This is a genomic window from Picosynechococcus sp. PCC 7002, from assembly GCF_963860125.1.
Taxonomy (GTDB): Bacteria; Cyanobacteriota; Cyanobacteriia; order Cyanobacteriales; family MRBY01; genus MRBY01.
Genome location: NZ_CAWLFA010000001.1, coordinates 2,267,850 through 2,292,258, shown reverse-complemented (window position 1 = coordinate 2,292,258; position 24,409 = coordinate 2,267,850). Strand labels below are relative to the sequence as shown.

Here is a 24,409-nt window from a genome sequence, read left to right as displayed (position 1 = left end):
GAAATGTTCCCCCTTTTTTGTGTTGTATCCCAGGTAACCTTAAAGGGCTTCTAGGGGGTTAACGGTATCAATCACCGAGAGACTGGCATCTTCATTAACGGTCCAAACGTCGTAGTTTCCAGCCACGTCACCATTTTCATCAAAGTCAACGTTCCCGCTGGCACCTTGGTAGTTAATCGCTTGGCCTTCACGGACGAGGGTGATCGCCTCACAGGGATCACTCACTTCTTGGCCGTCCCCACTGGTAACTTCCCGGAGGTAATTTTTAATGCCTTCGCCAGTATTCACATCCGCTGCTTCGGCGGCCAACATCATGGCGATCGCCGCATCCCAGGAATGGGGCACATAGGCCGTAACCTCCTTACCTGTTTTTTCGCGCCAGAGAGCTGTAAAAGCTTCTAGGGCCGGGCCATCCGCACCGGGAACCGTCCCTAGAGCCCCCGCAATAATTGACTGACCAGCGGCGGTCGTACCTACCTGTTGGGTAAAGTCTTCGCTGTAGACGCCATCGGTTAATAGAACAGTGATCCCTTCGCTTAAGCCTTGTTCATAGGCGGCTTTGAGCAATAAACTACCAGTCTCTGCGTAGAGCACCCCAAGGACGGCATCGGGTTCTCCGGCAAAAGCGGCTGCCGCTTCACTATCGAGGGTGGCGGCTTTCGGGTCATAGCGCACCGGATTATCTTTGTTGACAATGGTGCCCCCAAGGTTTTCAAAGGCTTTGATAAATTCTTGCTCAAAGCCCACGCCATAGTCGTTGTTAATCACCACGGTAGAAACCCGTTCAAAGCCTTGTTTTTGCGCTAAAACAGCCAAAGCAGGGGCTTGGTAGCTGTCGGGGGGCGCAGTTCTGGCCCAATAGCCATCAAAATCACCATTCGCGGCCCGTTCTGTAAACACAGGACTGGTACTGCCGGGGGAAACGAGCATCACTTGGTTCCGCACCGCAACATCAACAGCGGCACTAGACACACTACTGGCAAAGGCCCCCACAACCCCGGCGACTCTATCGACTTCCGCCAGCTTTGTCATCGCTGCCCCTCCGGCGGTGGGGTCTGTTTGGGAATCTTCTTGGATGAGGGTGACGGGTTGCTCATTGACGCCCCCGCAAGCGTTAATTGTTTCTACGGCCAGTTCTACGGCGATCGGCATATTTTGACCAATGGAAGAAAGGTCGCCAGTGGTTGGCGTCAGGGAGCCTAACTTCAGGCCCTCAGCACCAGTATTTGTAGGGGTTTCGCCGTTGCCATCAGTGGGGGCAGTGGTGTCTTGGCAGGCTCCGGTGAAGGTTGCGATCGCCGCCAGGGAAAGGGCGATCGCCAAATTAAATTTCGATGTTTGCATGGTTCAGATTTTTTCAAAAAAAGATTAAAATCTCCCTCATTTTATGCACAAACCCCAGGATGCAACCCCAAGAAAGGGGAGAAGGCGATTTACAATAGTTAACATTGCTTGAGGGTAAAACTGACTATGGTTGCTGCGCCAAATTCTCCACAACTATCGACCCAACCGGCTTGGTCACGACTTTTTGCGAACCCCGCCCGACCGTTTGATTTAACGCCTCTGCTCGTTCTAGAGGGGGCAATTCCACCAGGATTGCGGGGGAGTTTGTTTCGCAATGGCCCCGGACGTTTGACACGGGGAAGGCAGGCCATGGGCCATTGGTTTGACGGCGATGGTGGCATTCTAGGGGTGTATTTTACAGAAGCAGGTGCCCAGGCCCAATATCGCTATGTAGAAACCCCCTACTTTCAACAGGAAGCAGCAGCAGAAAGCTTAATCTATCCCAACTATGGCACCCTTGCCCTGGGACAAATTTGGCAGCGGTGGGGGAAGCCCGCCAAAAATTCGGCCAATACTTCTGTGTTGCCCCTAGGCGATCGCCTTTTAGCCCTGTGGGAAGGGGGGAAACCCTATGGCCTCAATGCCCAAACCCTTAAAACCTTGGGAGAGATGGATCTTGGCTTTGCCCACTCTAGCGATACCTTTTCGGCCCACCACAAAATCCAGCCTGAAACTGGGGAAATTTACAATTTTGGCGTGACCTTCGGCCCCAAGGCGACATTCCAGCTTTACCGTTGTCACCCCCAGGGCGAAGTTTCACAGCAGACTCATTTTTCTGTACCAGGCTTAAAAGGATTGCCGCTGGTGCATGATTTTGTCTTGGCCGGAGATTACCTCGTGTTTTGTATTCCGCCGGTGCGCTTGCAGCTGGTGCCGACACTATTGGGCCTAAAAACCGTTAGCGATGCCCTTCAATGGCGGCCAGAACTGGGAACGACGATTGTGATCATTGATCGCCATACCCTCCAACCGATCAGCTTTTGCCAACAGGAGGCTTGGTTCCAGTGGCACTTTACCAATGGCTATGTTGATGATCATGGCGAAATTGTGCTGGAAATGGTGCGGTTTCCGGATTTTGCCAGCAACCAGCAGTTTGTGGAAATTCCCCAAGGTAAAATTCACACCTATACAAAGGGCACCCTCTGGCGCTACCGACTGGCACCGAAAACAGCCAAGGTCATTGAAGCCTACGAAATTTGCGATCGCTCCTGTGAATTTCCGATCACCCTCGAATCCCGCACCGGGCAGCCTTGGCTCAAAACCTTTATGGGGGTCCATCGCCAGGAAACAGACATTGGTCACGAGATCATTAATGCGATCGCCGCTTTTGACCACCGTACAGAAACCTTCACTATGGCAGATATGGGCGCCAACCATTACCCCTCCGAACCCATCCCCGTCCAAAATCCCCAGAATTCCGATGAAATCTGGCTCTTAACTGTTGTCTTTAATGCCCCAGCTAACCGGAGTGAACTCAGAATCTACGGTGGCGATCGCCTGGAGGCTGAACCCCTTTGTATCCTAGAATTTCCTGAAATTATTCCCCCCAGCTTCCATGGCAAATGGCAGCCTGCTCTTTAAAATTCCTCGGTAAAAGTTCCAAGAAAAAACCCTCCAACTTGGAGGGTAAGGGCTAAACAATTGAATCTTTGAAAAATGTTCTTAGAGCGCGTTACCACGGGGTAGAACTTCTTCAGGGAATACAAATTGTTCGTGAATTTGGTCTTGCGGTGCCATCCATGCACGCATACCTTCGTTCAACAGAATATTCTTCGTGTAGAACGTTTCAAATTCGGGGTCTTCCGCCGCGCGGATTTCCTGGGATACAAAGTCATAGGCACGCAGGTTCAATGCTAAACCCACAATCCCCACAGAACTCATCCATAGCCCAGTCACCGGCACAAACAGCATGAAGAAGTGCAACCAACGCTTGTTGGAAAACGCAATCCCGAAAATCTGAGACCAGAAACGGTTCGCGGTCACCATCGAGTAGGTTTCTTCTGCCTGGGTCGGCTCAAAAGCGCGGAAGGTATTTGCTTGGTCACTGTCTTCAAATAGGGTGTTCTCTACCGTTGCACCGTGGATCGCACAGAGCAGCGCACCACCGAGAATCCCTGCAACCCCCATCATGTGGAAGGGGTTGAGCGTCCAGTTGTGGAAACCTTGTAAGAACAGAATGAAACGGAAGATACCAGCGACACCAAAGCTGGGGGCAAAGAACCAGCTAGACTGACCCAAGGGGTACATCAGGAATACACTGACGAATACCGCGATGGGGCCAGAGAAGGCGATCGCATTGTAGGGGCGGATACCCACCAGACGGGCAATTTCAAACTGACGCAGCATGAAACCGATCAGACCAAAAGCACCATGGAGGGCAACAAAGCTCCAGAGTCCACCGAGTTGGCACCAACGGGCAAAGTTCCAGTTGGCTTCGGGGCCCCAGAGGAAAAGGAGGGAGTGACCGAGGCTGTCAGCAGGGCTGGATACAGCAACAGTCAGGAAGTTACACCCTTCGAGATAAGAGGATGCTAATCCGTGGGTGTACCAAGAAGTAACGAAGGTGGTACCAGTCAACCAGCCACCGAGAGCCATGAAGGCGCAGGGGAACAGGAGGATACCGGACCAACCGACGAAGACAAATCGATCTCGCTTCAACCAGTCATCGAGGACATCAAACCAGCCTCGTTCCTGGGGCGCGCGTCCGACTGCAATAGTCATAAGGACGAAGTCTCCAAAATAGTAAGCAACAAAAAATTACATATAATTTCGGGTGTTTATTTGATGAAACACCTTACTTTCGTCTAGGTTCTAGGCAAAAAATGATAGTGAATCTAGACAAATGTGAGAAAAGTTTACCTTTCTTAATAACCCATTTTAGGGGATAAAGGCTGATTTTGCCAAATATTTTTGCCGCCCTCACTCCCCTAAGACCCTTGAAATTGGCTTGATCTTGCCCCTAAATGACACCGTTGTTCACGGCATTGGAGCGAGGCTTTGGGGCGGCATAGATATAGATTCTTCAATATCCAAGAAGTAATGAGTCTTGCCAAAAGCCAAAAATAAAAAGATGCCCCCTTTTCAAAGGACATCTACAACAACTTAACTTTCCAGGATGGTCGTTATTTTTGTTACTTGGCCGGAGCGAGACGAATATTTTTGGCCAATCCCAAGGCTTGTAGGAAACGAATTGTCATCCAAGTCATATCAATTTCCCACCAGTTGAGGCCATGGCGCGCGGAATATTGATAGGCATGGTGATTGTTGTGCCAACCTTCGCCGTAGGTGACAAGGGCAACCCACCAGCAGTTCTTGGAGTGGTCGTTGGACTCATGGCTTTTATAGCCAAATTTATGGGTGGCACTATTCACAAACCAGGTACAGTGGAAAACCACGGCAAGGCGGAGAAACACGCCCCAAATCACGAAAGACCAGCCGTTACCGACCCAGGCTTCTCCCCAGGCATAAAGGGCTAAACCCAAGGCCACCTGGATGAGAACCATGTATTTTTGGCAAAAATTATAGAAAGGATCGTCCTTAATGTCTTTGATGTAGCGATCAATATCGCCACGGGCAGGAATTTCAAACAGCATCCAACCGATGTGACTCCACCAGAAGCCTTTATTGGAGTCATGGGGATCGGGTGTGTTGTCAGAATGTTTGTGGTGGATGCGGTGTAGCCCAATCCAGTCAATCGGCCCCCCCTGACAGGCGAGGGTGCCACAGAAAATCAAGAAATACTCAAGCCACTTTGGTACTTCAAAGCTACGGTGGGACACGAGGCGATGGAACCCTAGGGTAATTCCAATGCCGCCGGTAATCCAGTGAAACAATAAAAAGACGCCCACGGCTTGCCAACTAAAGTTACCGGGTAAAAAGGCAAGGAGGGCGACTAGATGGATCAAGCTGAAATAGATAATCGTTGTCCAATCTAGGGGGAGTTTTTGGGAAGTGGCAACAGTCATGAAATATCCTTTCTGGAAATTGTACTGTGGGACATGGTATGCGGAGGCTCCGTATTTTTTCCACTGTCCTACATGATAAACACAAGCACGGCTCAGCAAAGGGAAGATAAGAACACTTTAGAAAGACAGTGCCTATCGTCGGAGAAGTCTTTCAAAGCGAAGCACAAAAATCTTGAAAATTCGGAACTTTGGGCTGAAATAGCGCTTGGGTGTTTTCTAAACTTTACTTTTAGATGTAACCGGGTATTTTCTTCGTTAAATCAGATTTAAATTTAACATTTATTTACGAATTTAATCAAGATTTGCTGAATTTTAGCGCGGAATTATCGGGGCGTCCATTCCCTAGGTTAGAAGTTTGGGGGCTTGGTATGATTGGCTCGCTCTTAATTTTTTGCTGTTCGTTTTTTTATGAATTCTGCTGAGATTGTTCGCCGGGCGATCGCCACCCTGACCCCCACCTTCCAAGCCATTGACCAACAAACCCAAACCAATCTCCGCAAAGTTTTGGGAGCCTTTCAGAAATATCGGGTGGGCGTCCACCATTTCAGCAGTGTCAGCGGTTACGGCCACGGGGATCTGGGGCGGGATACCCTCGATCAAGTTTATGCGGAGGTGATGGGCGCAGAAGCGGCTCTGGTGCGGGTGCAGTTGGTTTCAGGAACCCATGCGATCGCCGCTGCCTTGTATGGTGTCTTGCGTCCGGGGGATGAAATGCTCGCCGTGGCGGGTGCCCCCTATGACACCCTTGAGGAAGTAATTGGTTTGCGGGAGGAAGGTCAAGGTTCCCTGGCGGAATTTGGCATTGGTTATCGGCAGTTAGAACTCACCCCCACGGGAGAAATCGATTGGGAGGCCCTCAAGATCGCAATTCGCCCAGAAACCCGTTTGGCTCTAATACAACGTTCCTGTGGTTATTCCTGGCGCAAGAGTCTTTCTACGGCTGAGATTCAGCGCATTGTTGAAATTGTCAAAGCCCAGAATCCGGACACCGTTTGCTTTGTGGACAATTGCTATGGAGAATTTATCGAAACCCAGGAACCCACCGCTGTGGGTGCGGATCTCATGGCGGGATCACTCATCAAAAATCCGGGGGGCACCATTGTCACGGGCGGCGGTTATTTAGCGGGTAAAGCAGATCTGGTTGAAAAAGCGGCCTGTCGGCTTACGGCACCGGGCATTGGGAGTCACGGGGGGGCAACCTATGATCAAAATCGGCTGTTATATCAGGGATTATTTCTTGCGCCCCAGATGGTAGCTGAGGCTGTGAAATGCACTCATTTGGTGGCCACGGTGTTTGCTGACTTGGGCTATGAGGTGCAGCCCCATCCCCTAGAAAAACGCCAGGATGTAATTCAGGCGATTCGGTTGGGTTCTCCGGAGAAATTGTTGGCCTTTTGTCGAGCTTGGCAAAAATTTTCACCCATCGGTTCTTACCTCGATCCGGTGCCAGCACCAATGCCCGGTTATGCCAGTGATTTAGTGATGGCTGGGGGGACATTTATTGATGGCAGTACCTCGGAGTTATCGGCGGATGGGCCACTGCGGGAGCCCTATATTGTCTTTTGTCAGGGGGGCACCCATTACACCCATGCGGCGATCGCCCTCGAAGCGGTACTAGATGCCTTTGGGGACCTCTAGGGGGTGCGGTTGGCGACGGACTGCACCAGGCCAATGGCGATGAAATTGGTGAGGAGAGAGGATCGGCCATAGCTCAGCCAGGGGAGGGGAATCCCGGTAATGGGCGCAATGCCAATGGTCATACCGACATTAATCAAGACCTGGAACAACACCATCGACAGCACCCCGACGGCGATGAGGGAACCAAAATTATCCTCGGTTTTGCAGGCAATGCGGATCAGGCGTAGGCACAACAGCCAAAATAAAAACATCACGGCGATCGCCCCCATAAAGCCTAATTCTTCGCCAACCACCGAAAAAATAAAGTCCGTGTGTTGTTCCGGGACGTAGTTAAGCTGGGTTTGGGAGCCATGGTAAAGACCCGTGCCCCACAGTTGACCAGAGCCAATGGCAATGCGCGATTGGATGAGGTGATAGCCGCCCCCAAGGGCATCCTGTTCTGGATTGAGGAAAAGGGTGAGACGGTCTTTTTGGTAGGGTTGGAGCATATTCCAGAGGATGCCAGCCCCGACCCCGGCGATCGCATTGCCCGCCATTGCCCCAACGGTGCCGAGCCAGCGCCAAGGAAGCGTTAACCAAGCCGTCAGCCCCATTAAGCCAAACCAAATCAGCCAGACGGGAAAAGCAACCCCAAACAAAATAGCCGACACAATGGGCGAGATAATCAGGAGAATCCAGCCAAAATTGGCATTGGCCCAGTAGAGCATCCCCAGGGTGATCGCCCCGAAAACCAGCGAGGTGCCAAGATCCTGGAGCAAAATTAGACTGCCAGGGATCGCCGCAATCACAAACACCTTTAGTAACATGGGCAACCGTGCCGCCGTATCTTGGTGGAGGGTCGCCGCTAGGGAAAGAATTAAACTCACCTTGGCAAATTCCGAGGGTTGCACATGGAAGCCCGCCACGTTAATCCAGCTCTGGGCACCGTTGGCACTCACCCCAATGAATAACACAGCGATCAGGGACAAAATACTCAGGCCATAGACTAACCAATGGCCGACAATCATCGTTTGGTAACGGGAACGGGCGATCGCCAAACAAACCCCTAGACCCACACCACCAGTGACCCAATGTTGCCACCAGTCCGTCGAACCAATATTGAGCTGGGCACTGCGGATCGCCAGACCAGCCAAGACCGTGAGGCCAACGGTGACTGTCATGAGCCACCAATCGATCCCCCACCAGGGGGCCAAAGCATTCACCAAGGGTTCCGCAATATAAGTCTTGAACGGATGACGACGTTGGGAGCGACGAAACATAGAATCATGTCCGAAAAAATCACTCCTATCTTGCCATAGACAGATGGCAGTCAACAGTAATTTGCTAGTTGTGCTTGTTGGCCATCCCAATCGCCTCGGAAATGTGATTGAGGTTGTGGGTCTCTAATTTTTCCAGCAGACCCCGGAGGATATTGGGGATAATCCAGGGGCCTTTGTAAATCCAGCCTGTATAAAGCTGCAGCAAACTCGCGCCAGCCGTCATTTTTTCCCAGGCATGGTCAGCGGTAAAAATCCCCCCAACACCGATAATCGGCAAGCTGCCTTGGGTTTGTCCGTAGATAAAACGAATTACTTCGGTGGAACGTTGACGCACGGGCGCGCCACTGATCCCCCCCGCTTCCTCGGTGACGGGATTGCCAGTTTTTTCGAGGATTTGGGTCTTGAGGCCGTCCCGTCTGGTGGTGGTGTTGGTGGCAATAATCCCAGCAAGTTGATAATCCTGGGCAATTTTTACGATATTGGCGATCGCCTCCCAGTCGAGATCCGGGGAAATTTTAATAAAAATCGGCTGTTGTTTGTGATTGGCTTGCTGAAGTGTTTCAAGGATCGGTTGAATTTGTTCCCCACCTTGCAGTGATCGCAAGCCTGGGGTATTGGGAGAACTCACATTCACCACAAAGTAATCGGCCACCGCTTGCAATGCCTCAAAGCTCCCCAGATAATCCTGGGCTGCGGCCTCAAGGGGCGTCACCTTTGACTTACAGAGGTTAATGCCGATGGGAATGGTGCGGGGTTCGATTTGCCAACTTTCCCCTAGGGTTTTCGCCATCACGGCGGCCCCTAGATTATTCGCGCCCAAACGATTAAGGGCCGCTTGGTCAGCAGGTAAACGAAACAGCCTTGGTAGAGGATTTCCCGGTTGGGCATGGAGCGTCACTGCGCCCATTTCCGCAAACCCGAAACCAAAGCGTGACCACATCCCTGCCGCCATTGCATCTTTATCACAGCCCGCCGAAAGTCCCACCGGATTCGGAAAATCGAGGCCCCAGAGGGTCTGGCTTAAGCGCGGATTTTGGACGCAAAATTCCGCGACCATCTGCTCCTTTGCCAGGCGACTCCAAAGCAAATCCGGCGATCGCTCCAACCAATGGAGGGCGTTAATGAGTTGACGGTGTCCCTGTTCTGGATTGTCCTTAAAGGCTGCCAGGACGAGGGGATAACCGGGTTTTGCAAAGTTCAGGAATGCCATAGGCTTGGGAAGAAAAGAAATGTTGGCTTGAGGAATCGCTTGTCGGGGAACGAGGCCCCAGGAAAATCCTTGAGATGTTGATTAATTAATTTTCTATCGATGATGGTCATGGGGAGGTTGCCGCCGCTGGAACTGCCGGGTCGCCCGGAGCGATCGCCAACGATATATTAGCCAGAGAGAGAGGAAATAGACCGCCACCGCCAAACCCACACCAACCACCGTACAGCCGATAAATAGGGTGCTGATAAAATTCATCCCCGCCAGACTCAAATCAGACCAGGATTCTAGCTGGGCTTCATCAAAGGTGATCGGCTGTTGGAGTAGTACTTCTCCCACCTGAAAGTTGAAGTAAAAAATGGGCACATAGGTCAGGGGATTACTCACCCAGGTGCCCGCCGCCGCCGTCAGTTTGTTGCCATTAAAAACCGTAGCCAGAAGTAGACCAATGATTGTCTGGAGACCGAAAAGCGGAAAACTCCCGGCAAATGCCCCGCAAGCCCAACCCCTGGCGATCGCCTCTGGTGTGCCTTCTTGCCGTAACACTTTGAGGTACCAATACCGGATCCAACGACGCCAACGGGACAATACATACTTGAACTGTTTGTGAGGCAGCGGTTTCACAGTAACCATACGGATCTCAGCTAAAAAAAATGGGGAATCACTCCCCGAATTGGATGGGTTGAAGTGGAGAAAGAACTTAGGCGCTCTTACCAAATTGGCGATCGTAGACCATTTCTTCCTTATCTGATTCTAGCTTGACGTCAGAACGGGGGTAAGCAACGCAGAGCAGTGCATAGCCTTCGTCTTGCAGCTCAGGAGAAAGTCCGATCCCCTCTTCACGACTGACACTGCCTTCGGTAATCAGTGCCGCACAGGTCGTACAGACCCCAGCACCACAGGAGGTGGGGAGATCAATATTGTTGGCATGGGCAACATCGAGGATTGTTTGATCTTCTGGAACGTCGATGGTGTAGGTGTTGCCGCGATGTTTAATCTCTACTTTATAGGAGGTGGTCATAGGGGGGATTTTAACAATTATTTTAAGGTTTCTTTCGCTACACATTTTAAAGGATCGCCGCGCTTATTAAGAAATGTCGCTAAATCTAAACCTTAATTGCGTGGTCGCTAAGGCCGCAAAGTTCGGGTGTTAATTTGAAGGGCGAAATTCCCGTTGGAAAATCCTTTTAAAACGCTTTAATTCGTCCATTTCAAGATTAATTCCTATGTATAACGGCAATACTAAAAAAGACTATATCCAAGCTGGCCTTGTGGCTGGTTTAGGGGCTGGGGTGGCCACTTCCTTTGCAGTGGGCCAGGGGCAACATCCGGCGATCGCCTTGGGAATTACCCTGATGGCGGCGGTGTTTGCGATGGTTTGTCACCGTTATGATCTGATTTAGATTGAAATCGCAGTTTAGTTTTTAAAAATCCGCAATGAAGGCGATCGCCATGACCGCAGCGGGGCGCCCCGATGTCCTCCAGCTTATTGAGGTGCCACAACCGCAGATCACAACCCCCCAGCAAGTCCTTGTGAAACTCCAGGCGGCGGGGGTGAATCCCATTGATGCAAAAGTCCGTAGTCGGGGCACGTTTTACGATGATCCCCTCCCAGCAATTCTCGGTTGTGACGGGGCCGGGATAATTGAGGCGGCGGGCCGTGATGTCGAAAATTTTACCGTGGGTGATGCCGTCTATTTCTGCGACGGCGGATTGGGGAAAGCAGGCACCGGAAATTACGCCGAATATGCGGTGGTCGATGCCCGATTCATTGCGAAAAAACCAGAAAATTTATCCTTTGCGGCGGCGGCAGCAGCTCCCCTCGTCTTGATCACGGCCTGGGAAGCTTTAGGCGATCGCGCCCGGTTGCAATCTGGCCAAACGGTGCTGATCCATGCCGGGGCGGGTGGCGTGGGCCATGTGGCAATTCAACTGGCAAAACTTTGGGGCGCAACGGTCTTCACGACGGTGAGTACCCCCGACAAGGCGAGACTAGCGCGGCAATATGGGGCCGATGAAGCAATTTTGTACCGCGACGTGGATGTGACCGAAACGATACACAAGTTGACCGATGGGGCTGGGGTTGATGTGGCCTTTGATACTGTCGGTGGCCAAGTCTTTTGGGAGACAGTGCCAGCGGTGAAAACCTACGGCGATTTGGTGACGATCCTTGAACCAGATTTTCAGCTTGGCAATCTCAAACAAGCACGCTTAAAAAATTTACGGATTAGCCTAGAACTGATGCTAACGCCCATGCTTACCGGGGATGTGGCGGCCCAAATGCACCAGGCCGATATTCTCCGGCAATGTACCCAATGGTTTGAGGCCGGGAAACTCAATATTCACCTAGGCCAAGCGTTTCCTCTGGCTGAAGCAGTAAAAGCCCATGCCCTGATTGAACAGGGTTCCACCACAGGAAAAATTGCCCTTACCATTTAGGCAAACTGTTGGGCATGGAATTGGGCATAGCGACCCTGGTGGGCGAGTAGTTCCTCGTGGGTACCCGACTCGACAATTTCTCCTTGGTCTAAAACGATAATGCGATCACTGCTGCGGACAGTGGCGAGACGGTGGGCAATTACAAACACGGTGCGGTCTTGCATAATCCGTTCCAAGGCTTCCTGCACCAGGGCTTCCGACTCCGCATCGAGAGCGGAGGTGGCCTCATCGAGGATCAAAATGCGGGGATTGAGTAAAACAGCCCTGGCGATCGCCACCCGTTGCCGTTGACCACCAGAGAGATTAACGCCCCGTTCCCCTACATAGGTGTGGTAGCCCTGGGAGAATTCCGAGATAAATTGGTGGGCATTGGCAATTTTGGCCGCCGCCTCTACCTGTTCCAAGCTAAATTCCGTTTGACCGAAAGCGATATTTTGGGCGATCGTTCCGGAAAAAAGTACTGTTTCCTGGGGGACAATGCCGATCTGCTGACGCAAACTTTTGAGGGTGACGGTGCTAGTATCAATGCCATCAATAAAAATTCTTCCGGCCACCGGATTATAAAAACGAGGTAATAAATTGACTAAGGTCGTTTTGCCCGCCCCCGACGATCCCACCAGGGCAATCATTTCTCCCGGTTGCACTGTCAAATTGATATTTTTTAAGACTGGCTTATCTGTTTCGTAGGCAAAGGAAACATTCTGATAGTCTACTTTTCCCGTCACAGCGGGTAATGTCTGGGCATCGGCTGCTTCTAAAATCGTTGGTTGCACGGCCATCAGTTCAAATACCCGGTCAACGGAGGCTTCCCCTTCCTTAAACTCGTTGAAATTGCTGGTGGTAATTTGGATCGGGTCAATCAGCAAGGCCACTGCTGCCACATAACTGACGAACTCTGCCGCCGTTAAATTTTCCTGGGCAATCTGCCAGCCCCCCAGGAAAAACAGAAAAATCACCGCCATCGCTTCCAGGAAACCCACCACGACAAATTGCAGGGCTTTAATCTGGGCAGTACGGAACTTGGCGCGACGGTTTTGCTCGGCTTCCTCGGTGAACCGTTGCAGCTCATAATCTTCAGCGGCAAAGGCTTGCACAAGACGAATCCCATTAAAAACTTCAGTTAATAGAGAAGAAAGGTTGGAGGTGCGGGTTTGGCTGCGGCGGGAAAACTCCAGGAGTTTCTCCCCAAAGGAACCAATCAGAATTGCCATCAATGGCCCAATAATCAAGGCCGCCAGGGTGAGTTGCCAGTTGACATAGAACATATAGCCTAGCACCACGATCAACTGGAGAATGCTGGGTACAAACTGATGGAAAATTTTGTTAATTACTTCCCCAACCCGGTCTACATCCTCCGTGAGGCGGTAGGAGAGATCCCCCGTTTTTACTCCCTCAAAGTAATTCAAACTGAGACGATGGAGGTGGCCATAAACCTGGGTGCGGAGTTGGAGGGCAATTTTTAGGGCGGCCTTGGCCATCAGGGTATCTTGGCCGTATTGCACCGCCCCTCGGATGAGAAAGATGATCGCGGCCTGGCCTGCTAAGTTGACAATACCCTGGATATTCCCTGCACCAATGTCGTTGGCCATATCACCCGCCAGGATCGCCAAAATCGGCCAAAAAACGGTGAAACCGACGGTACAAATGAGGGCTTGGCCAATGGTGAGCCGCTCGGCTTTGAGATAGGGCAATAACTGGAAATAGCTAGAACGGGGACGGCGTTTCAAAATAGGTCTTTAAAAGGGTGAGCAGACCCATGGTAAGCGAATTCGGCGGCAATTCTTTAAGGAAAAATACATCCTGGGGACTATCGGTGCGATGATGATAGGCTATACCTTTATCTATTTTTTCCGGCTTCGATGAGTGTAGATTGGATTACGAGAGCAGATCGTCTCAGTGCTTTACCGCCCTATGTGTTTGCCCGGTTAGATGAGCTGAAAGCGCGGGCACGGGAACAGGGTATTGATTTAATTGATTTGGGGATGGGTAATCCAGACGGGTTCGCCCCACAAGAAGCCATTGATGCGGCGATCGCCGCCTTTGAGACGGCCCAATTTCACGGGTATCCGCCCTTTGAGGGGACTGCGAGCTTTCGTAAGGCGATCGCCACTTGGTACAAACGCCGCTATGCCGTTGAACTCAATCCCGACAGTGAAGCTCTGCCCCTTCTGGGGTCGAAGGAAGGTCTTGCTCACTTGGCCCTCGCCTACGTGAATCCGGGAGATACGGTATTGGTGCCGAGTCCTGCCTATCCGGCTCATTTTCGCGGCCCATTAATTGCTGGCGCGAAGATCCACGAAATTATCCTCAAGCCGGAACAGGATTGGGTGATTGATCTCAGCAGCATCCCCGAAGAAGTGGCGAAAAAAGCCAAAATTCTCTACTTCAACTACCCCAGCAACCCCACCACTGCTACTGCGCCTCGGTCTTTCTTTGAGGAAGTGGTGGAGTGGGCGCACAAGTATCAGGTAATGCTCGTCCATGACCTGTGCTACGCCGAGCTTTCTTTTGACGGTTACAAGCCCACCAGTTTGCTCGAAATTCCTGGAGGGAACGAGATCGGCGTGGAGTTTCATACTCTCTCAAAAACCTACAACATGGCAGGTTGGCGCGTTGGTTTCGTCGTCGGCAATGCAGACATCATCCAAGGTCTACGCACCCTAAAAACCAACTTGGACTACGGCATTTTCTCGGCGATCCAAAAGGCCGCTGAAGCAGCATTGGGACTACCGGATAGTTATATCCAAGGGGTGCAGGAACGCTATCGGGAACGGCGTGATGCGCTGATCGAAGCCCTGGGGGAAATTGGCTGGAATATTAAACCTTCCAAAGCGACAATGTATCTCTGGGTGCCCTGTCCGCCGAGTATGAATTCTACAGATTTTGCCCTCTATGTGTTGCGGACGACGGGCGTGGTGGTTACTCCAGGCAGTGCTTTTGGGGCCGGTGGGGAAGGTTATGTGCGGATGAGTTTGATCGCCCCTGTTGATCGGCTCCGTTATGCCATTAGCCTTTGGAAAAAAGCGGGCATTCGCTTTGATATGTCTGCACCAGATAACCACTAGATTCATAATATTTTCTAGGATGCATCCTCAATTTTTTAGAAAAGTTGGGGATTTTTTGTTGCCATACTGTTTCTGATAAAGGCGATCGCCTTTCCCCAAAAAGCCAGCCATAGCGAAAACCGGAGGCAATGGGAGATAATCAGTAAAGAAATGTAAAAACCTCTCAGCAAAGGACAAACGCAACCATGCGCGTAATTTTAATGACGGGAAAAGGAGGCGTCGGCAAAACCTCTGTCGCAGCAGCTACAGGACTCCGCTGTGCCGAGTTAGGCTATCGTACCCTAGTGCTCAGTACCGATCCCGCCCACTCCCTCGCCGATAGTTTTGATGTGGAGCTTGGCCACGACCCCATCGAAGTGAAACCGAACCTCTGGGGCGCAGAACTCGATGCCCTGCGGGAGCTGGAAGGCAACTGGGGCGCAGTGAAACGCTACATTACCGAAGTTTTGCAAGCGCGTGGCCTGGACGGTGTCCAAGCCGAAGAACTGGCAATTCTCCCTGGCATGGATGAAATTTTTGGGTTGGTGCGGATGAAGCGCCACTACGACGAAGGCACCTACGATGTCCTGATTATCGACTCGGCCCCCACGGGTACTGCTTTGCGTTTATTGAGTCTGCCGGAAGTGGGCGGCTGGTATATGCGCCGTTTCTATAAGCCCCTCCAGGGGATGTCCGTGGCTTTGCGGCCCCTCGTTGAACCCATTTGGAAGCCCCTCACGGGTTTTTCTCTCCCGAATAAAGAGGTGATGGATGCGCCCTATGAATTTTATGAGCAGATCGAAGCCCTCGAAAAAGTGCTGACCGATAACACCGTTACTTCCGTGCGCCTTGTGACGAATCCAGAACGAATGGTAATCAAAGAATCCCTGCGCGCCCATGCTTACCTGAGTTTGTACAACGTTTCGACGGATATGGTGGTGGCCAACCGGATTATCCCCGACAGTGTGAATGACCCGTTCTTCGCCAACTGGAAAGACAATCAACAGACCTATAAGCAAGAAATTCACGACAATTTCCACCCCCTCCCCGTGAAGGAAGTGCCCCTCTACCAGGAGGAATTATGCGGTTTGGCGGCCCTCGAACGACTCAAGGAAACCCTTTATGGTGAGGAAGATCCGACCCAGGTCTATTACAAAGAAGATACGGTGCGGATGATCCAAGGGGATGGCGGTTACAGCCTCGAACTTTATCTTCCTGGTATTCCCAAGGAGCAAATCCAGCTCAATAAAACGGGCGATGAACTGAATATTCGTATCGGTAACCACCGTCGGAACCTTGTGCTTCCCCAAGCCCTCGCAGCGTTAAAACCCTCTGGGGCGAAGATAGAGGAAGATTTCCTGAAGATTAAGTTTGCGGCCTAGACTGCCCGAAATTTTTTAAATACAAATCACCCAACTCTCTGTTCCATCTCTGGAATGGGGAGTTTTTTATTGGGCCGAAAAATGTTTAGACTGCCCAACAATGGAACGAACCCGGTAGATGGGCCGCCCTTGAGATTCGTGGTAGGTGCGGATCAACAGTTCCCCCAAGAGGCCAAAACCAAAGAGTTGCACCCCGGCTAATAAAAGGATCGCTACCAGGAGCAACAAAGGGCGATCGCCAATCGCTTGACCGAGAAATAACTTGAGGACAGATAAATAGCCCCCCAAAATAAAACCAACGAGCATAAAAATAATGCCGAGGTAGCCAAAAACGTGCATCGGGCGGGTGAGGAATTTTTTCATAAACCACACCGTCAACAGATCAAGCAGCACCCGAAACGTCCGGTCTAGGCCGTATTTACTGCTGCCAAACTGGCGGGCATGGTGCCGCACGGGAATTTCAGAAATAGTCGCTCCCTCAATAAACGCTAGGGCGGGGATGAAGCGGTGCAATTCCCCATAGAGATTCAGATCTGCCAAAATTTCCGTCCGGTAAGCCTTGAGGGAACAGCCATAATCATGGAGATTGACCCCCGTTACCCGACGGATCAGGGCATTGGCAATTTTTGAAGGGAGAAGCCGCGTCCACTGGTTATCCTGTCGTTCCTTGCGCCAACCGCTGACGAGATCATAACCTTCGTTCATTTTTTGGAGCAGGTTGGGGATATCCGCCGGATCATTTTGTAAATCTGCATCTAGGGAAATAATGATCTCCCCTTGGGCGTGTTGGAATCCCGCTGCCATTGCTGGAGTTTGGCCGTAGTTGCGCCGCAAAATAATCGCCCGCAGGTCTTCCCGCTCGGTGGCTAATTTTTTTAAGAGTGCCGTAGAGCCATCCTTAGAGCCATCGTCCACACAGATAATTTCGTAGGCATAGTTATGGGCTTGCATCACCGAGGCGATCGCCTGGAGGAGGTGCGGCAGACTTTCCACTTCGTTGTAGATGGGCACCACAATCGACAGAGTTTGAGTCGTGGTAGGCGCTTCGGTAATCGGGGCAGGACTAGACATCAATGGTGGTTAAATTTGACAAGCTAAGGACGGTGGGGCGTAACTTTCCATGACGCGACCAAAACCGCAGAGGGTCTGGTGGTAGGCGCGGCTAATCATATCCCACGGCTCCCAGAGGCGATCGATGCCAATGCCATTGCGGCCCATCTCGATGCCGGAGCTATGGATATAATAGCCCTCCCCGAGGTATAGGGCGACGTGATCAATGCGTTGCTCTTTGGCAAAGAAAATTAAATCGCCGAGTTCCAATTCTTCTTGGGACACAGGTTCAACAAAATCCCCCTGTTGATAAGAGTTGCGCGGTAACCAAATCCCCTGGGAAGCGTAGGCCGCCTGGATAAATCCAGAACAATCATAATTCGGCGCGGTGGTGCCCCCCCACAGATAGGTATTACTCACCCGCTTTGCAGCATGGGCAAAGATCAAAATATTTTCCATGCGCGCTTCGATTTCTGGACGATCAACGGGGACAAATTCGTAGGGTTCTTCGGCGACTTCGAGGTGTCGTAAATCTGCTTTTTTGAGCCAGGTACAGTAGCCATCTTCGACGGTCATCACCCGCACAGCCTGGTCTGTTTCTTTATTGAGCATTTGCACCCGACGACCAGCGGCAGCTTGGGTACCGAGGGACTGACATTCGGCGTCGTCGTATAGATCGAGGGTTTGCAGGCAAAAGTATTCACCACTGGGAGAAGGGGACAGTTGCATAGATTTCAAAGGGGTTAGGGGGGATGGATGCGGGAGGAGAGAAATCAACGGTGCAGCCGTCTTTGCCGCCTATTCTATCCTGACCTCGGCCCGGTGCAGCGACAACTGGAGGCGATCGCCATAGGTGAGATCCAGAATCAGGGGAGCAAGGACTTCGAGGGTGGCAGGGGCTTGGAAATGGCCCAGTTTCGTTTCAGGATGCGGGTAATAAATTAGGCCATCATACCGCTGCTGGCGGTGCTCAATGTAACAGGGACTAAAAGAAAAGGTCTCTGGGGAAAAATCCGGGTGCCATTGCAGATTTGTGAACGTATAACGGGGTTGAATCAGAGTAAAGGTTTTGGGCGCAATGGAGATATTGAGAGTACCCGGAAAATAACCGGATAAATCTAGGCCCAGGTTACGAAAATGAGGTGTTTGCAGCGCAATGGTACCCGCTTCATAGGGACTGTTTTTCGCTTGCCCCGAAGCCACTTGATGACCCCGTGTAAGCAAGCCCGTCACCGTTTGCCAGGTCATAGTTTTAATCCCGCTGGTGGGAAAATTGGTAAGCACCCACAAAGGCTAGGGCGATCGCCACCCCCGCCAAAATAGGAATCGCGTGCCAGGGAAATTCCGAAAGGGGTAAATAGGCCGCCGCCCGTAGTCCGGTGGTGGTGTAGGTGAGGGGAATGCAATAGACAATTGCCCGGAACAGACGGGGTAAGGTTTCCGGGTCGAAAAAGGTCGCCCCCAAAAAGGACATCGGCACAATCAAGAAATTATTAAAAATCCCCACACTTTCCAGGGATTTGACCCGTAGACCGACAATCACCCCTAACCCCGCAAACACAGCGCAGTTCAACAGCAGCAACAGAATGAACAGAGGATTGATAAAGCTAAAAACTTTGCCCGTAAAAAGGATTGCCACAATCAGCACCGACCCCGCCGTCATCAGTCCCCGCAGGATGCCAGCCATCATTTTCCCTAGGTGTAAGGCGAGGGGATGGACGGGCAACAGGAGCAATTCTTCAAAGGTTTTGCTGTAGAGGCGATCGCCACAGATCGAGAAAGTCGTCCCCCCGAAACTAATGGTCATCGAAGACAGGGCAACCATCCCCGGCAAGATAAATTCTAGGTAGGTATCCCCGGCGGGGGGAGTAATCGCTTGATCTAGGGCACTACCGAGTCCCAGACCAAAAGCCAAAATATAGATGAGTGGCGAAACCAAACCCGTTGCTGCCACCTGTTTGAGGCGCACCCGCAACTTTAACCAGTCCCCCCAAAAAACACCGAGGGTATCACCCCAAAGATGGGCGAGTTCAAAGCGTTGACGGGGCGGTGGGGTCGTGGTGGTACGGACTTGATCGGAGACGGCTTCTAGGTTAGTCACGGTGCTTTTTAGGACAACTTTACATCGCTTCACATTATCGAATTTTAGGCGAACTTGCTAGGGTTCATCATTTAGGTAGCTAATGATTCGGGGCTAGATTCGTAAACCAAATCAAACTGCCATGGGCCTTGAAGGATTTGGCATAAACGAGGTATTATTGTAAGCTGTGTCGATTTATAGAAACTTATATGCCTAAATTAAAGACTCGCCGTGCAGCTGCGAAACGGTTTAAGCTGACTGGCAGCGGCAAGAAAATCGCCCGTCGCAAAGCGTTTAAGAATCACCTTTTGAACCATAAGAGCGCAGAACAGAAGCGTCGTCGTCTGTCTGGGATGGCCCTCGTGGACAAGAGCGATGAGAAAAATGTTCGTCTGATGCTTCCCTACGCCTAGAGACAACGAACGGTAGAAACTGTCTGGTTTCTGAAAAATCGAGAGTTTTATTACTTAAATTATATATAGGTAAAGTTTATGCCAAGAGTAAAGCGCGGTAACGTCGCCCGTAAGCGTCGTAAAAAAATCCTTAAGTTAGCGAAAGGTTTCCGGGGTTCCCACTCCAAGCTCTTCCGCACTGCAAACCAGCAGGTCATGAAGGCACTCCGGAATGCCTACCGCGATCGCCGCAAGAAAAAGCGTGATTTTCGTCGTCTGTGGATCGTGCGGGTTAATGCCGCAGCCCGGTTGAATGGTCTGAGCTACAGCAAACTTACCCACCAACTCAAAAAAGCGAACATTGAGATCAACCGGAAGATGCTGGCTGAACTGGCTGTTGTTGACCCCCAAGCCTTTGCCCAGGTGGTTGAAGTGGCAAAAAGTGCCTAGACAGTAACACCATTTCGTCGGTTGTGGCATTATTAAAAGTGAAGAATTGAATTAGCCCCCAGAGTAGCCATTCTGGGGTTTTTTTGTTAGGGGGAACTCATGGCGCGCGGTGGAGTATTTGGATATGGGTTGGCGATCGCCGCTAGCTTCTTTTTCGGGTCAACATCTTTAACCCAAGCCACCCCCCTTGAAACCATCCAAGCACGGGGAATTCTCCGGGTCGCGGTCAAGGAAAATGTGCGGCCTTTAGGATTTCGGGATGAAGCGGGAAATTTACAGGGCTTAGAAATTGAGATTGCGCACCAACTGGCGGCGGAATTATTAGGCGATCGCCAAGCAGTAGAATTAATTCCCCTCACAAACCAGGAACGCCTCGATGCGGTGCTGACCGGGGAAGTGGATCTCGTCATTGCCCAACTCGGCCTCAATGCTTCCCGTCAACGGCTCGTGAATTTTAGTCCCTACTATTACCTCGATGGGATTGGCTTCGTGACACGGGATCGCGAGATCCAATCCCTAAATCAAATCAGTGATCAACGGATCGTTGTCCTCGAAGGTTCCGAGGCGATCGCCGCCGTACGGGCCTATTTCCCTGGAGTCACTCTTGTTGGCGTTAACTCCTATCAAGAGGCGTTAAATTACCTCGAAAATAACGAAACCGCCTTCTTTGCGGGGGATCATTCCGTCCTCACGGGCTGGGTACAGGAATACCCAGAATATCAACTCCTCCCCGCTTGGCTCACGGGAAATCCCTTGGCGATCGCCTTTCCCAAGGGAAGACAACACCAAAGCCTGAGCCAAGCCCTCCAGAAAACAGTAACCGATTGGCAAAATAGCAATTGGTTAACGGAACGTATCAATCATTGGGGTCTACCCCAATAGCAACTTAGTCTCAAAAGTAACTAGCGGCGAGTGCCCGTCACAAAAGGAGCATTAGGCTGACCCGTGCTAAAGGAGACCGTGAAACGATCATCCGTAAAAGTTCCTGTGGCAAACTTATACTCGTCCTGACTCCAACCAAAGACTAAGCTGGGACTATTGTAAAAAGATCCAAATTTAATCCCTGCGTTTACACCATATCTAGCAACCACAGTATCCTCATCAAAAGGTGTGTAATAACCAGACAGAGAGAAGTTATCTCCTAATTGAGTTCCTAACCTGAGCGTCAGGTTACTTTCATCAGAGTTGGGCAAAAGACCGCCGAAGTTTTGATCTGCCGATAAAGTCACTCCCCCAAGTCGAGCCGCCGCACTTACCGTTGCTCGACTCCCGGTCGAACCCACAAAAATATCGCCAATCTGCTGATCTTGGTCAATCGCGTAATCCAAGCCTGCCGCTAAAGTAAACGAATTGCCATTATTTGCCGAAAAAGTTTTTGCAACATTGCCCCAGAGACGGCTGTAGTAGTCTTTATCAGGATTGAGGTAGCCAATACCACCCACTTCTGCGCGCACCCCAGCATTCACATTTTGATAGCGATAATCCCCTCCGACATAGGCCTTGAGCCAGTCTTGAGTGTCCTCGGCTGTGTAATCAATTAAAGCCCCTAGATAGTAGCGAGTCCGGTTGCGATTATCTGTGCGGTTGCCTGTAAAGCTGAGGTGAGGCACATAATTTGTTCGCTCACTGTAGCGAGTTTTGATGATTTGTGTTGCATCCCGCTCAAAAAAGGCCAAGCCAATTTGAGTATAGGCATCCTGAATATCATCAAAGTCCAACAATAGCTGCTGATCAACACCACCAACCTCGTTGAGTAATGTCGCTGCTACTTGAGCACTCAGATTATCTGCAACTTCGGCTCCCCCTTCACCATAAGCGGCTGCCACCAGACGCGGCCCACTAAAATCCTTAAAACGACTGCCATCTTCTAAGATTTCAATCTCACGATCAAGCACAGGAGAAAGACCGACCCAAAAACTGTTCGAGGTTGCTGCGGGAATATCCTCTGGCGGAGTACTTAGATCCGTAACGCTTTCTGCACGGGAAACACTCCCTTGATAAGCCGTGAAGCTATTGGCAGGTAAGCGAGAATTGTTCGCAGCGCTAAACAAGTTAGCATTAACATTCGGATTTGGTGGTGCATCTCCCCCTTCTAGGGCTGGGTCAACATCCGGCAAGAGTAAGGTTGCTAGCTGCACTGCACTATCGAGGCCAAAATCTTCATCGTTGGGAATCGCTGCAAACCCGCGTACTGTTCGCCCTAAAACGGCTTCCTGGTCATTTTGCTTGAGCACTTGCCGCACATTGGCAATTCCAACACTGTAGGTATTATCTAAATTTTCGCGACGAATGGTTTGGCCCTGGCGACCTGTCTCTGGGCCAACGGCAACAATTCCAGAATTGGGTACGTTTAGTTCAATACCGACTTCTTGACCGGGTAATCCTCGTTGGAAACCAGGTTGCTTGATAAAGGCTAAGTTTTCTTCTGAAACGACCCCACCAAAAGCAATACCCGAATCTAGGAGCCGACCGGGGAGGAGGGTATCTGGGTCATAGCTTTGGGGATCGAAGGCAACCGGGGGTAAAAAACTACAAGTCTCGTCACTACCGCCTCCTCCGGGATCAAGGATGTCGCATCCTCCTGTGAGGGTGAACTGGTATAAATAGCCCCCTAGAGTTACAGCCTGATCAATCTCAGTTTCCACCTCCCGGTCTTGGGCGGCAGATCGCAGGCGTACGTAAGTTCCCCGAAAATCTGTCACCGCCACGTTATCAGCGGTCGTTCCTTGGAAAATGTCAGAATCCAGCCGAGCAAAGCCGTCTACATTCACATCGCTCGTTGTGGCATCGGACAGGAGGCCAGAGGCGGCAATTTCCCAATCGGAAAAATGAGAAATCGGTACGCCATCCAGATTTTGTGTCGTGATTAAGGGATTAACACGATTGAGAGGCATTTTTTGAAGAAAATCGTCAGTCTCAGGTTCTGGTATCTCTTCTTCTGGAATTGGATCTGGCGTTAAGACAGGAATTTGCGCGACGTCACTGTCTGTTTCTGTGCTGGCTTCTGTATTAGAAACTGGTGACGATGTTGCTACAGGACGCGAATTTTCTTGATTCGTCGCAACCCTCTCTTGCTGCTGTATTGGTTCAGATAAGCGAGGGGGTGCCTGAGAGTTAATGACACTCTCCTGTTGGAGATCACGAACCACCGATCGAATTTCACCCAACTCTTCTTGGATATTACTGAGTTGTTCTTGGAGTGCGGAGAGATCGCCGAGCTGCGAAAGGAGCTGGGCTAACTGGATTAACTCAGCCGACGAGAGACCTGTTGCTGGGGCTCCAGAGTTACCTGTGGTAGGGACTTGGGCAATTAGTTGTTCTGTTGGAGGAGCTTCGGCTGATGGCTTTGATTCATCTTGTGCTGTGGTGGCAGGGGCGCGGGCAATGAGTTGCTGCTTTGGATTAGGCCCAGGGACAGTATTCTGAACTACGGTTGAAACTTCTGCTGGAGACTGGACTGCTTGGGCTTCTGGTGCAGAAGTGGGGGATAAATTGACCTGCTCAAGGGAATTATCAACGCTGACATTAGTCGCTTCCATTGCGGCGGCGAGGGTGGCGAAGGGAGTGGAGGCCATCGCACAAAGAAGACTACGGAGAATGGGGCGAGATCTAGGCAAGGTCATTTTGCTGTGGATTGTAAAAAATAAATGGTCACTAGAAAGATCTACAACAGAAACACAAAAGTAGTACGACGTAATACAACCGGGCCTGAAGTTGGGCTTTGCTTTTAGCTCAACACCATTTTGCTGTGCCAATCGATAAAATTCAAGGCAGAGATTACTCGATAATATTTCACAATGTTAAATTTGAGTTATCGACAAGCTAACCTTATCAAAACAACAGTATCAATGATGTCTCTCGCCAGAAGATAGCTAAATTTGCTGAAAAAAGCAATATCTTAGATGGACTCATAGCAAGAAATCATTTTTTTGGGAAAGACAAAAATTTAAGATATGAACACAAAGCTCAAATACTGTTGTATTTTTATGATAAATGGGTATATTGTCTAAGAGGACAAGATTAAATGCTAAAAGTTTTGATGACTTTTAGATACTTTATCCTTCATTGTTCGCTCTTTTGCTCATATACTTACGTCTTCAGAACTAGCAGTGATTTTTTCCTATCAATTAGGTCACTGCTAGGCATGACAAAACAATCA

General features: G+C 50.7%; 22 protein-coding genes. 9 read left to right on the top strand and 13 right to left on the bottom strand.

Going from position 1 to position 24,409, the window contains the following annotated elements:
* Positions 1 to 39: 39 nt before the first annotated feature.
* Positions 40 to 1,344 (bottom strand): ABC transporter substrate-binding protein, encoded by a 1,305-nt coding sequence (locus AACQ84_RS11100; protein WP_012307800.1) that lies wholly within the window; start codon positions 1,342 to 1,344, stop codon positions 40 to 42.
* 126 nt (positions 1,345 to 1,470) lie between these two features.
* On the opposite strand from AACQ84_RS11100, the gene AACQ84_RS11095 reads away from it, so the two are divergent.
* A complete protein-coding gene (locus tag AACQ84_RS11095) occupies positions 1,471 to 2,925 on the top strand; it encodes a carotenoid oxygenase family protein (RefSeq protein ID WP_012307799.1) in 1,455 nt (484 codons plus the stop codon).
* Positions 2,926 to 3,006: 81 nt separating this feature from the next.
* Here AACQ84_RS11095 and psbD read toward each other — a convergent pair whose 3' ends face one another.
* On the bottom strand, positions 3,007 to 4,065 hold the full coding sequence (gene psbD, locus AACQ84_RS11090) for a photosystem II D2 protein (photosystem q(a) protein) (protein ID WP_012307174.1): 1,059 nt from the start codon (positions 4,063 to 4,065) through the stop codon (positions 3,007 to 3,009).
* 410 nt (positions 4,066 to 4,475) lie between these two features.
* The gene (locus AACQ84_RS11085) at positions 4,476 to 5,309 is read right to left on the bottom strand and encodes an acyl-CoA desaturase (RefSeq protein ID WP_041443588.1); all 834 of its coding nucleotides are present in this window, start codon (positions 5,307 to 5,309) and stop codon (positions 4,476 to 4,478) included.
* A 408-nt stretch (positions 5,310 to 5,717) separates the two neighbouring features.
* Between AACQ84_RS11085 and AACQ84_RS11080 the strand changes: the two genes are divergently transcribed.
* On the top strand, positions 5,718 to 6,947 hold the full coding sequence (locus tag AACQ84_RS11080) for a methionine gamma-lyase family protein (protein ID WP_012307797.1): 1,230 nt from the start codon (positions 5,718 to 5,720) through the stop codon (positions 6,945 to 6,947).
* Here AACQ84_RS11080 and rodA read toward each other — a convergent pair.
* The 4 genes from rodA to AACQ84_RS11060 form a co-directional block, all read right to left on the bottom strand.
* Entirely contained in the window at positions 6,944 to 8,206 is a 1,263-nt protein-coding gene (gene rodA, locus AACQ84_RS11075; protein ID WP_012307796.1) for a rod shape-determining protein RodA, read from the bottom strand. The two genes, AACQ84_RS11080 and rodA, sit on opposite strands and share 4 nt — an antisense overlap.
* A 64-nt stretch (positions 8,207 to 8,270) precedes the next feature.
* Positions 8,271 to 9,416, bottom strand: coding sequence for a quinone-dependent dihydroorotate dehydrogenase (locus tag AACQ84_RS11070; RefSeq protein ID WP_012307795.1), 1,146 nt, complete (start codon positions 9,414 to 9,416; stop codon positions 8,271 to 8,273).
* A gap of 93 nt (positions 9,417 to 9,509) precedes the next feature.
* Complete coding sequence (locus AACQ84_RS11065; RefSeq protein WP_012307793.1) at positions 9,510 to 10,046, bottom strand: DUF2062 domain-containing protein; 537 nt, start codon at positions 10,044 to 10,046, stop codon at positions 9,510 to 9,512.
* A 67-nt stretch (positions 10,047 to 10,113) separates the two neighbouring features.
* A complete protein-coding gene (locus AACQ84_RS11060) occupies positions 10,114 to 10,434 on the bottom strand; it encodes a 2Fe-2S iron-sulfur cluster-binding protein (RefSeq protein WP_012307792.1) in 321 nt (106 codons plus the stop codon).
* 205 nt (positions 10,435 to 10,639) lie between these two features.
* Between AACQ84_RS11060 and AACQ84_RS11055 the strand changes: the two genes are divergently transcribed.
* A complete protein-coding gene (locus AACQ84_RS11055; RefSeq protein WP_012307791.1) occupies positions 10,640 to 10,816 on the top strand; it encodes a hypothetical protein in 177 nt (58 codons plus the stop codon).
* Positions 10,817 to 10,850: 34 nt separating this feature from the next.
* On the top strand, positions 10,851 to 11,852 hold the full coding sequence (locus AACQ84_RS11050; protein WP_012307790.1) for a zinc-dependent alcohol dehydrogenase family protein: 1,002 nt from the start codon (positions 10,851 to 10,853) through the stop codon (positions 11,850 to 11,852).
* Here AACQ84_RS11050 and AACQ84_RS11045 read toward each other — a convergent pair.
* The gene (locus AACQ84_RS11045; RefSeq protein ID WP_012307789.1) at positions 11,849 to 13,579 is read right to left on the bottom strand and encodes an ABC transporter ATP-binding protein; all 1,731 of its coding nucleotides are present in this window, start codon (positions 13,577 to 13,579) and stop codon (positions 11,849 to 11,851) included. The genes AACQ84_RS11050 and AACQ84_RS11045 overlap by 4 nt on opposite strands.
* A 132-nt stretch (positions 13,580 to 13,711) precedes the next feature.
* Here AACQ84_RS11045 and AACQ84_RS11040 point away from each other — a divergent pair, with 132 nt between their 5' ends.
* Both AACQ84_RS11040 and AACQ84_RS11035 read left to right on the top strand, forming a co-directional pair.
* On the top strand, positions 13,712 to 14,917 hold the full coding sequence (locus AACQ84_RS11040; protein WP_012307788.1) for an aspartate aminotransferase: 1,206 nt from the start codon (positions 13,712 to 13,714) through the stop codon (positions 14,915 to 14,917).
* Positions 14,918 to 15,102: 185 nt separating this feature from the next.
* Entirely contained in the window at positions 15,103 to 16,278 is a 1,176-nt protein-coding gene (locus AACQ84_RS11035) for a TRC40/GET3/ArsA family transport-energizing ATPase (RefSeq protein ID WP_012307786.1), read from the top strand.
* 66 nt (positions 16,279 to 16,344) lie between these two features.
* Here the strand turns inward: AACQ84_RS11035 and AACQ84_RS11030 are convergent, their stop codons facing one another.
* The 4 genes from AACQ84_RS11030 to AACQ84_RS11015 all read right to left on the bottom strand — a co-directional run bounded on the left by AACQ84_RS11030 (position 16,345) and on the right by AACQ84_RS11015 (position 19,429).
* Entirely contained in the window at positions 16,345 to 17,349 is a 1,005-nt protein-coding gene (locus AACQ84_RS11030) for a glycosyltransferase family 2 protein (RefSeq protein ID WP_012307785.1), read from the bottom strand.
* 9 nt (positions 17,350 to 17,358) lie between these two features.
* Positions 17,359 to 18,057, bottom strand: a complete 699-nt coding sequence (locus AACQ84_RS11025; protein WP_012307784.1) for a C40 family peptidase — start codon at positions 18,055 to 18,057, stop codon at positions 17,359 to 17,361.
* A gap of 69 nt (positions 18,058 to 18,126) precedes the next feature.
* Complete coding sequence (locus AACQ84_RS11020) at positions 18,127 to 18,576, bottom strand: hypothetical protein (protein WP_012307783.1); 450 nt, start codon at positions 18,574 to 18,576, stop codon at positions 18,127 to 18,129.
* Between the two features lie 4 nt (positions 18,577 to 18,580).
* Positions 18,581 to 19,429 carry an ABC transporter permease gene (locus tag AACQ84_RS11015; protein WP_012307782.1) on the bottom strand — a complete coding sequence of 283 codons (849 nt, stop codon included), beginning with the start codon at positions 19,427 to 19,429 and terminating at the stop codon, positions 18,581 to 18,583.
* A gap of 188 nt (positions 19,430 to 19,617) precedes the next feature.
* On the opposite strand from AACQ84_RS11015, the gene rpmI reads away from it, so the two are divergent.
* The 3 genes from rpmI to AACQ84_RS11000 all read left to right on the top strand — a co-directional run bounded on the left by rpmI (position 19,618) and on the right by AACQ84_RS11000 (position 21,132).
* A complete protein-coding gene (gene rpmI / locus AACQ84_RS11010) occupies positions 19,618 to 19,821 on the top strand; it encodes a 50S ribosomal protein L35 (protein WP_012307781.1) in 204 nt (67 codons plus the stop codon).
* Between the two features lie 78 nt (positions 19,822 to 19,899).
* Positions 19,900 to 20,250, top strand: coding sequence for a 50S ribosomal protein L20 (gene rplT, locus AACQ84_RS11005; protein ID WP_012307780.1), 351 nt, complete (start codon positions 19,900 to 19,902; stop codon positions 20,248 to 20,250).
* A gap of 99 nt (positions 20,251 to 20,349) precedes the next feature.
* Positions 20,350 to 21,132, top strand: a complete 783-nt coding sequence (locus AACQ84_RS11000; protein WP_012307779.1) for a transporter substrate-binding domain-containing protein — start codon at positions 20,350 to 20,352, stop codon at positions 21,130 to 21,132.
* A 20-nt stretch (positions 21,133 to 21,152) separates the two neighbouring features.
* Here the strand turns inward: AACQ84_RS11000 and AACQ84_RS10995 are convergent, their stop codons facing one another.
* Positions 21,153 to 23,825, bottom strand: a complete 2,673-nt coding sequence (locus AACQ84_RS10995; protein WP_143589412.1) for a hypothetical protein — start codon at positions 23,823 to 23,825, stop codon at positions 21,153 to 21,155.
* Between the last annotated feature and the right edge of the window lie 584 nt (positions 23,826 to 24,409).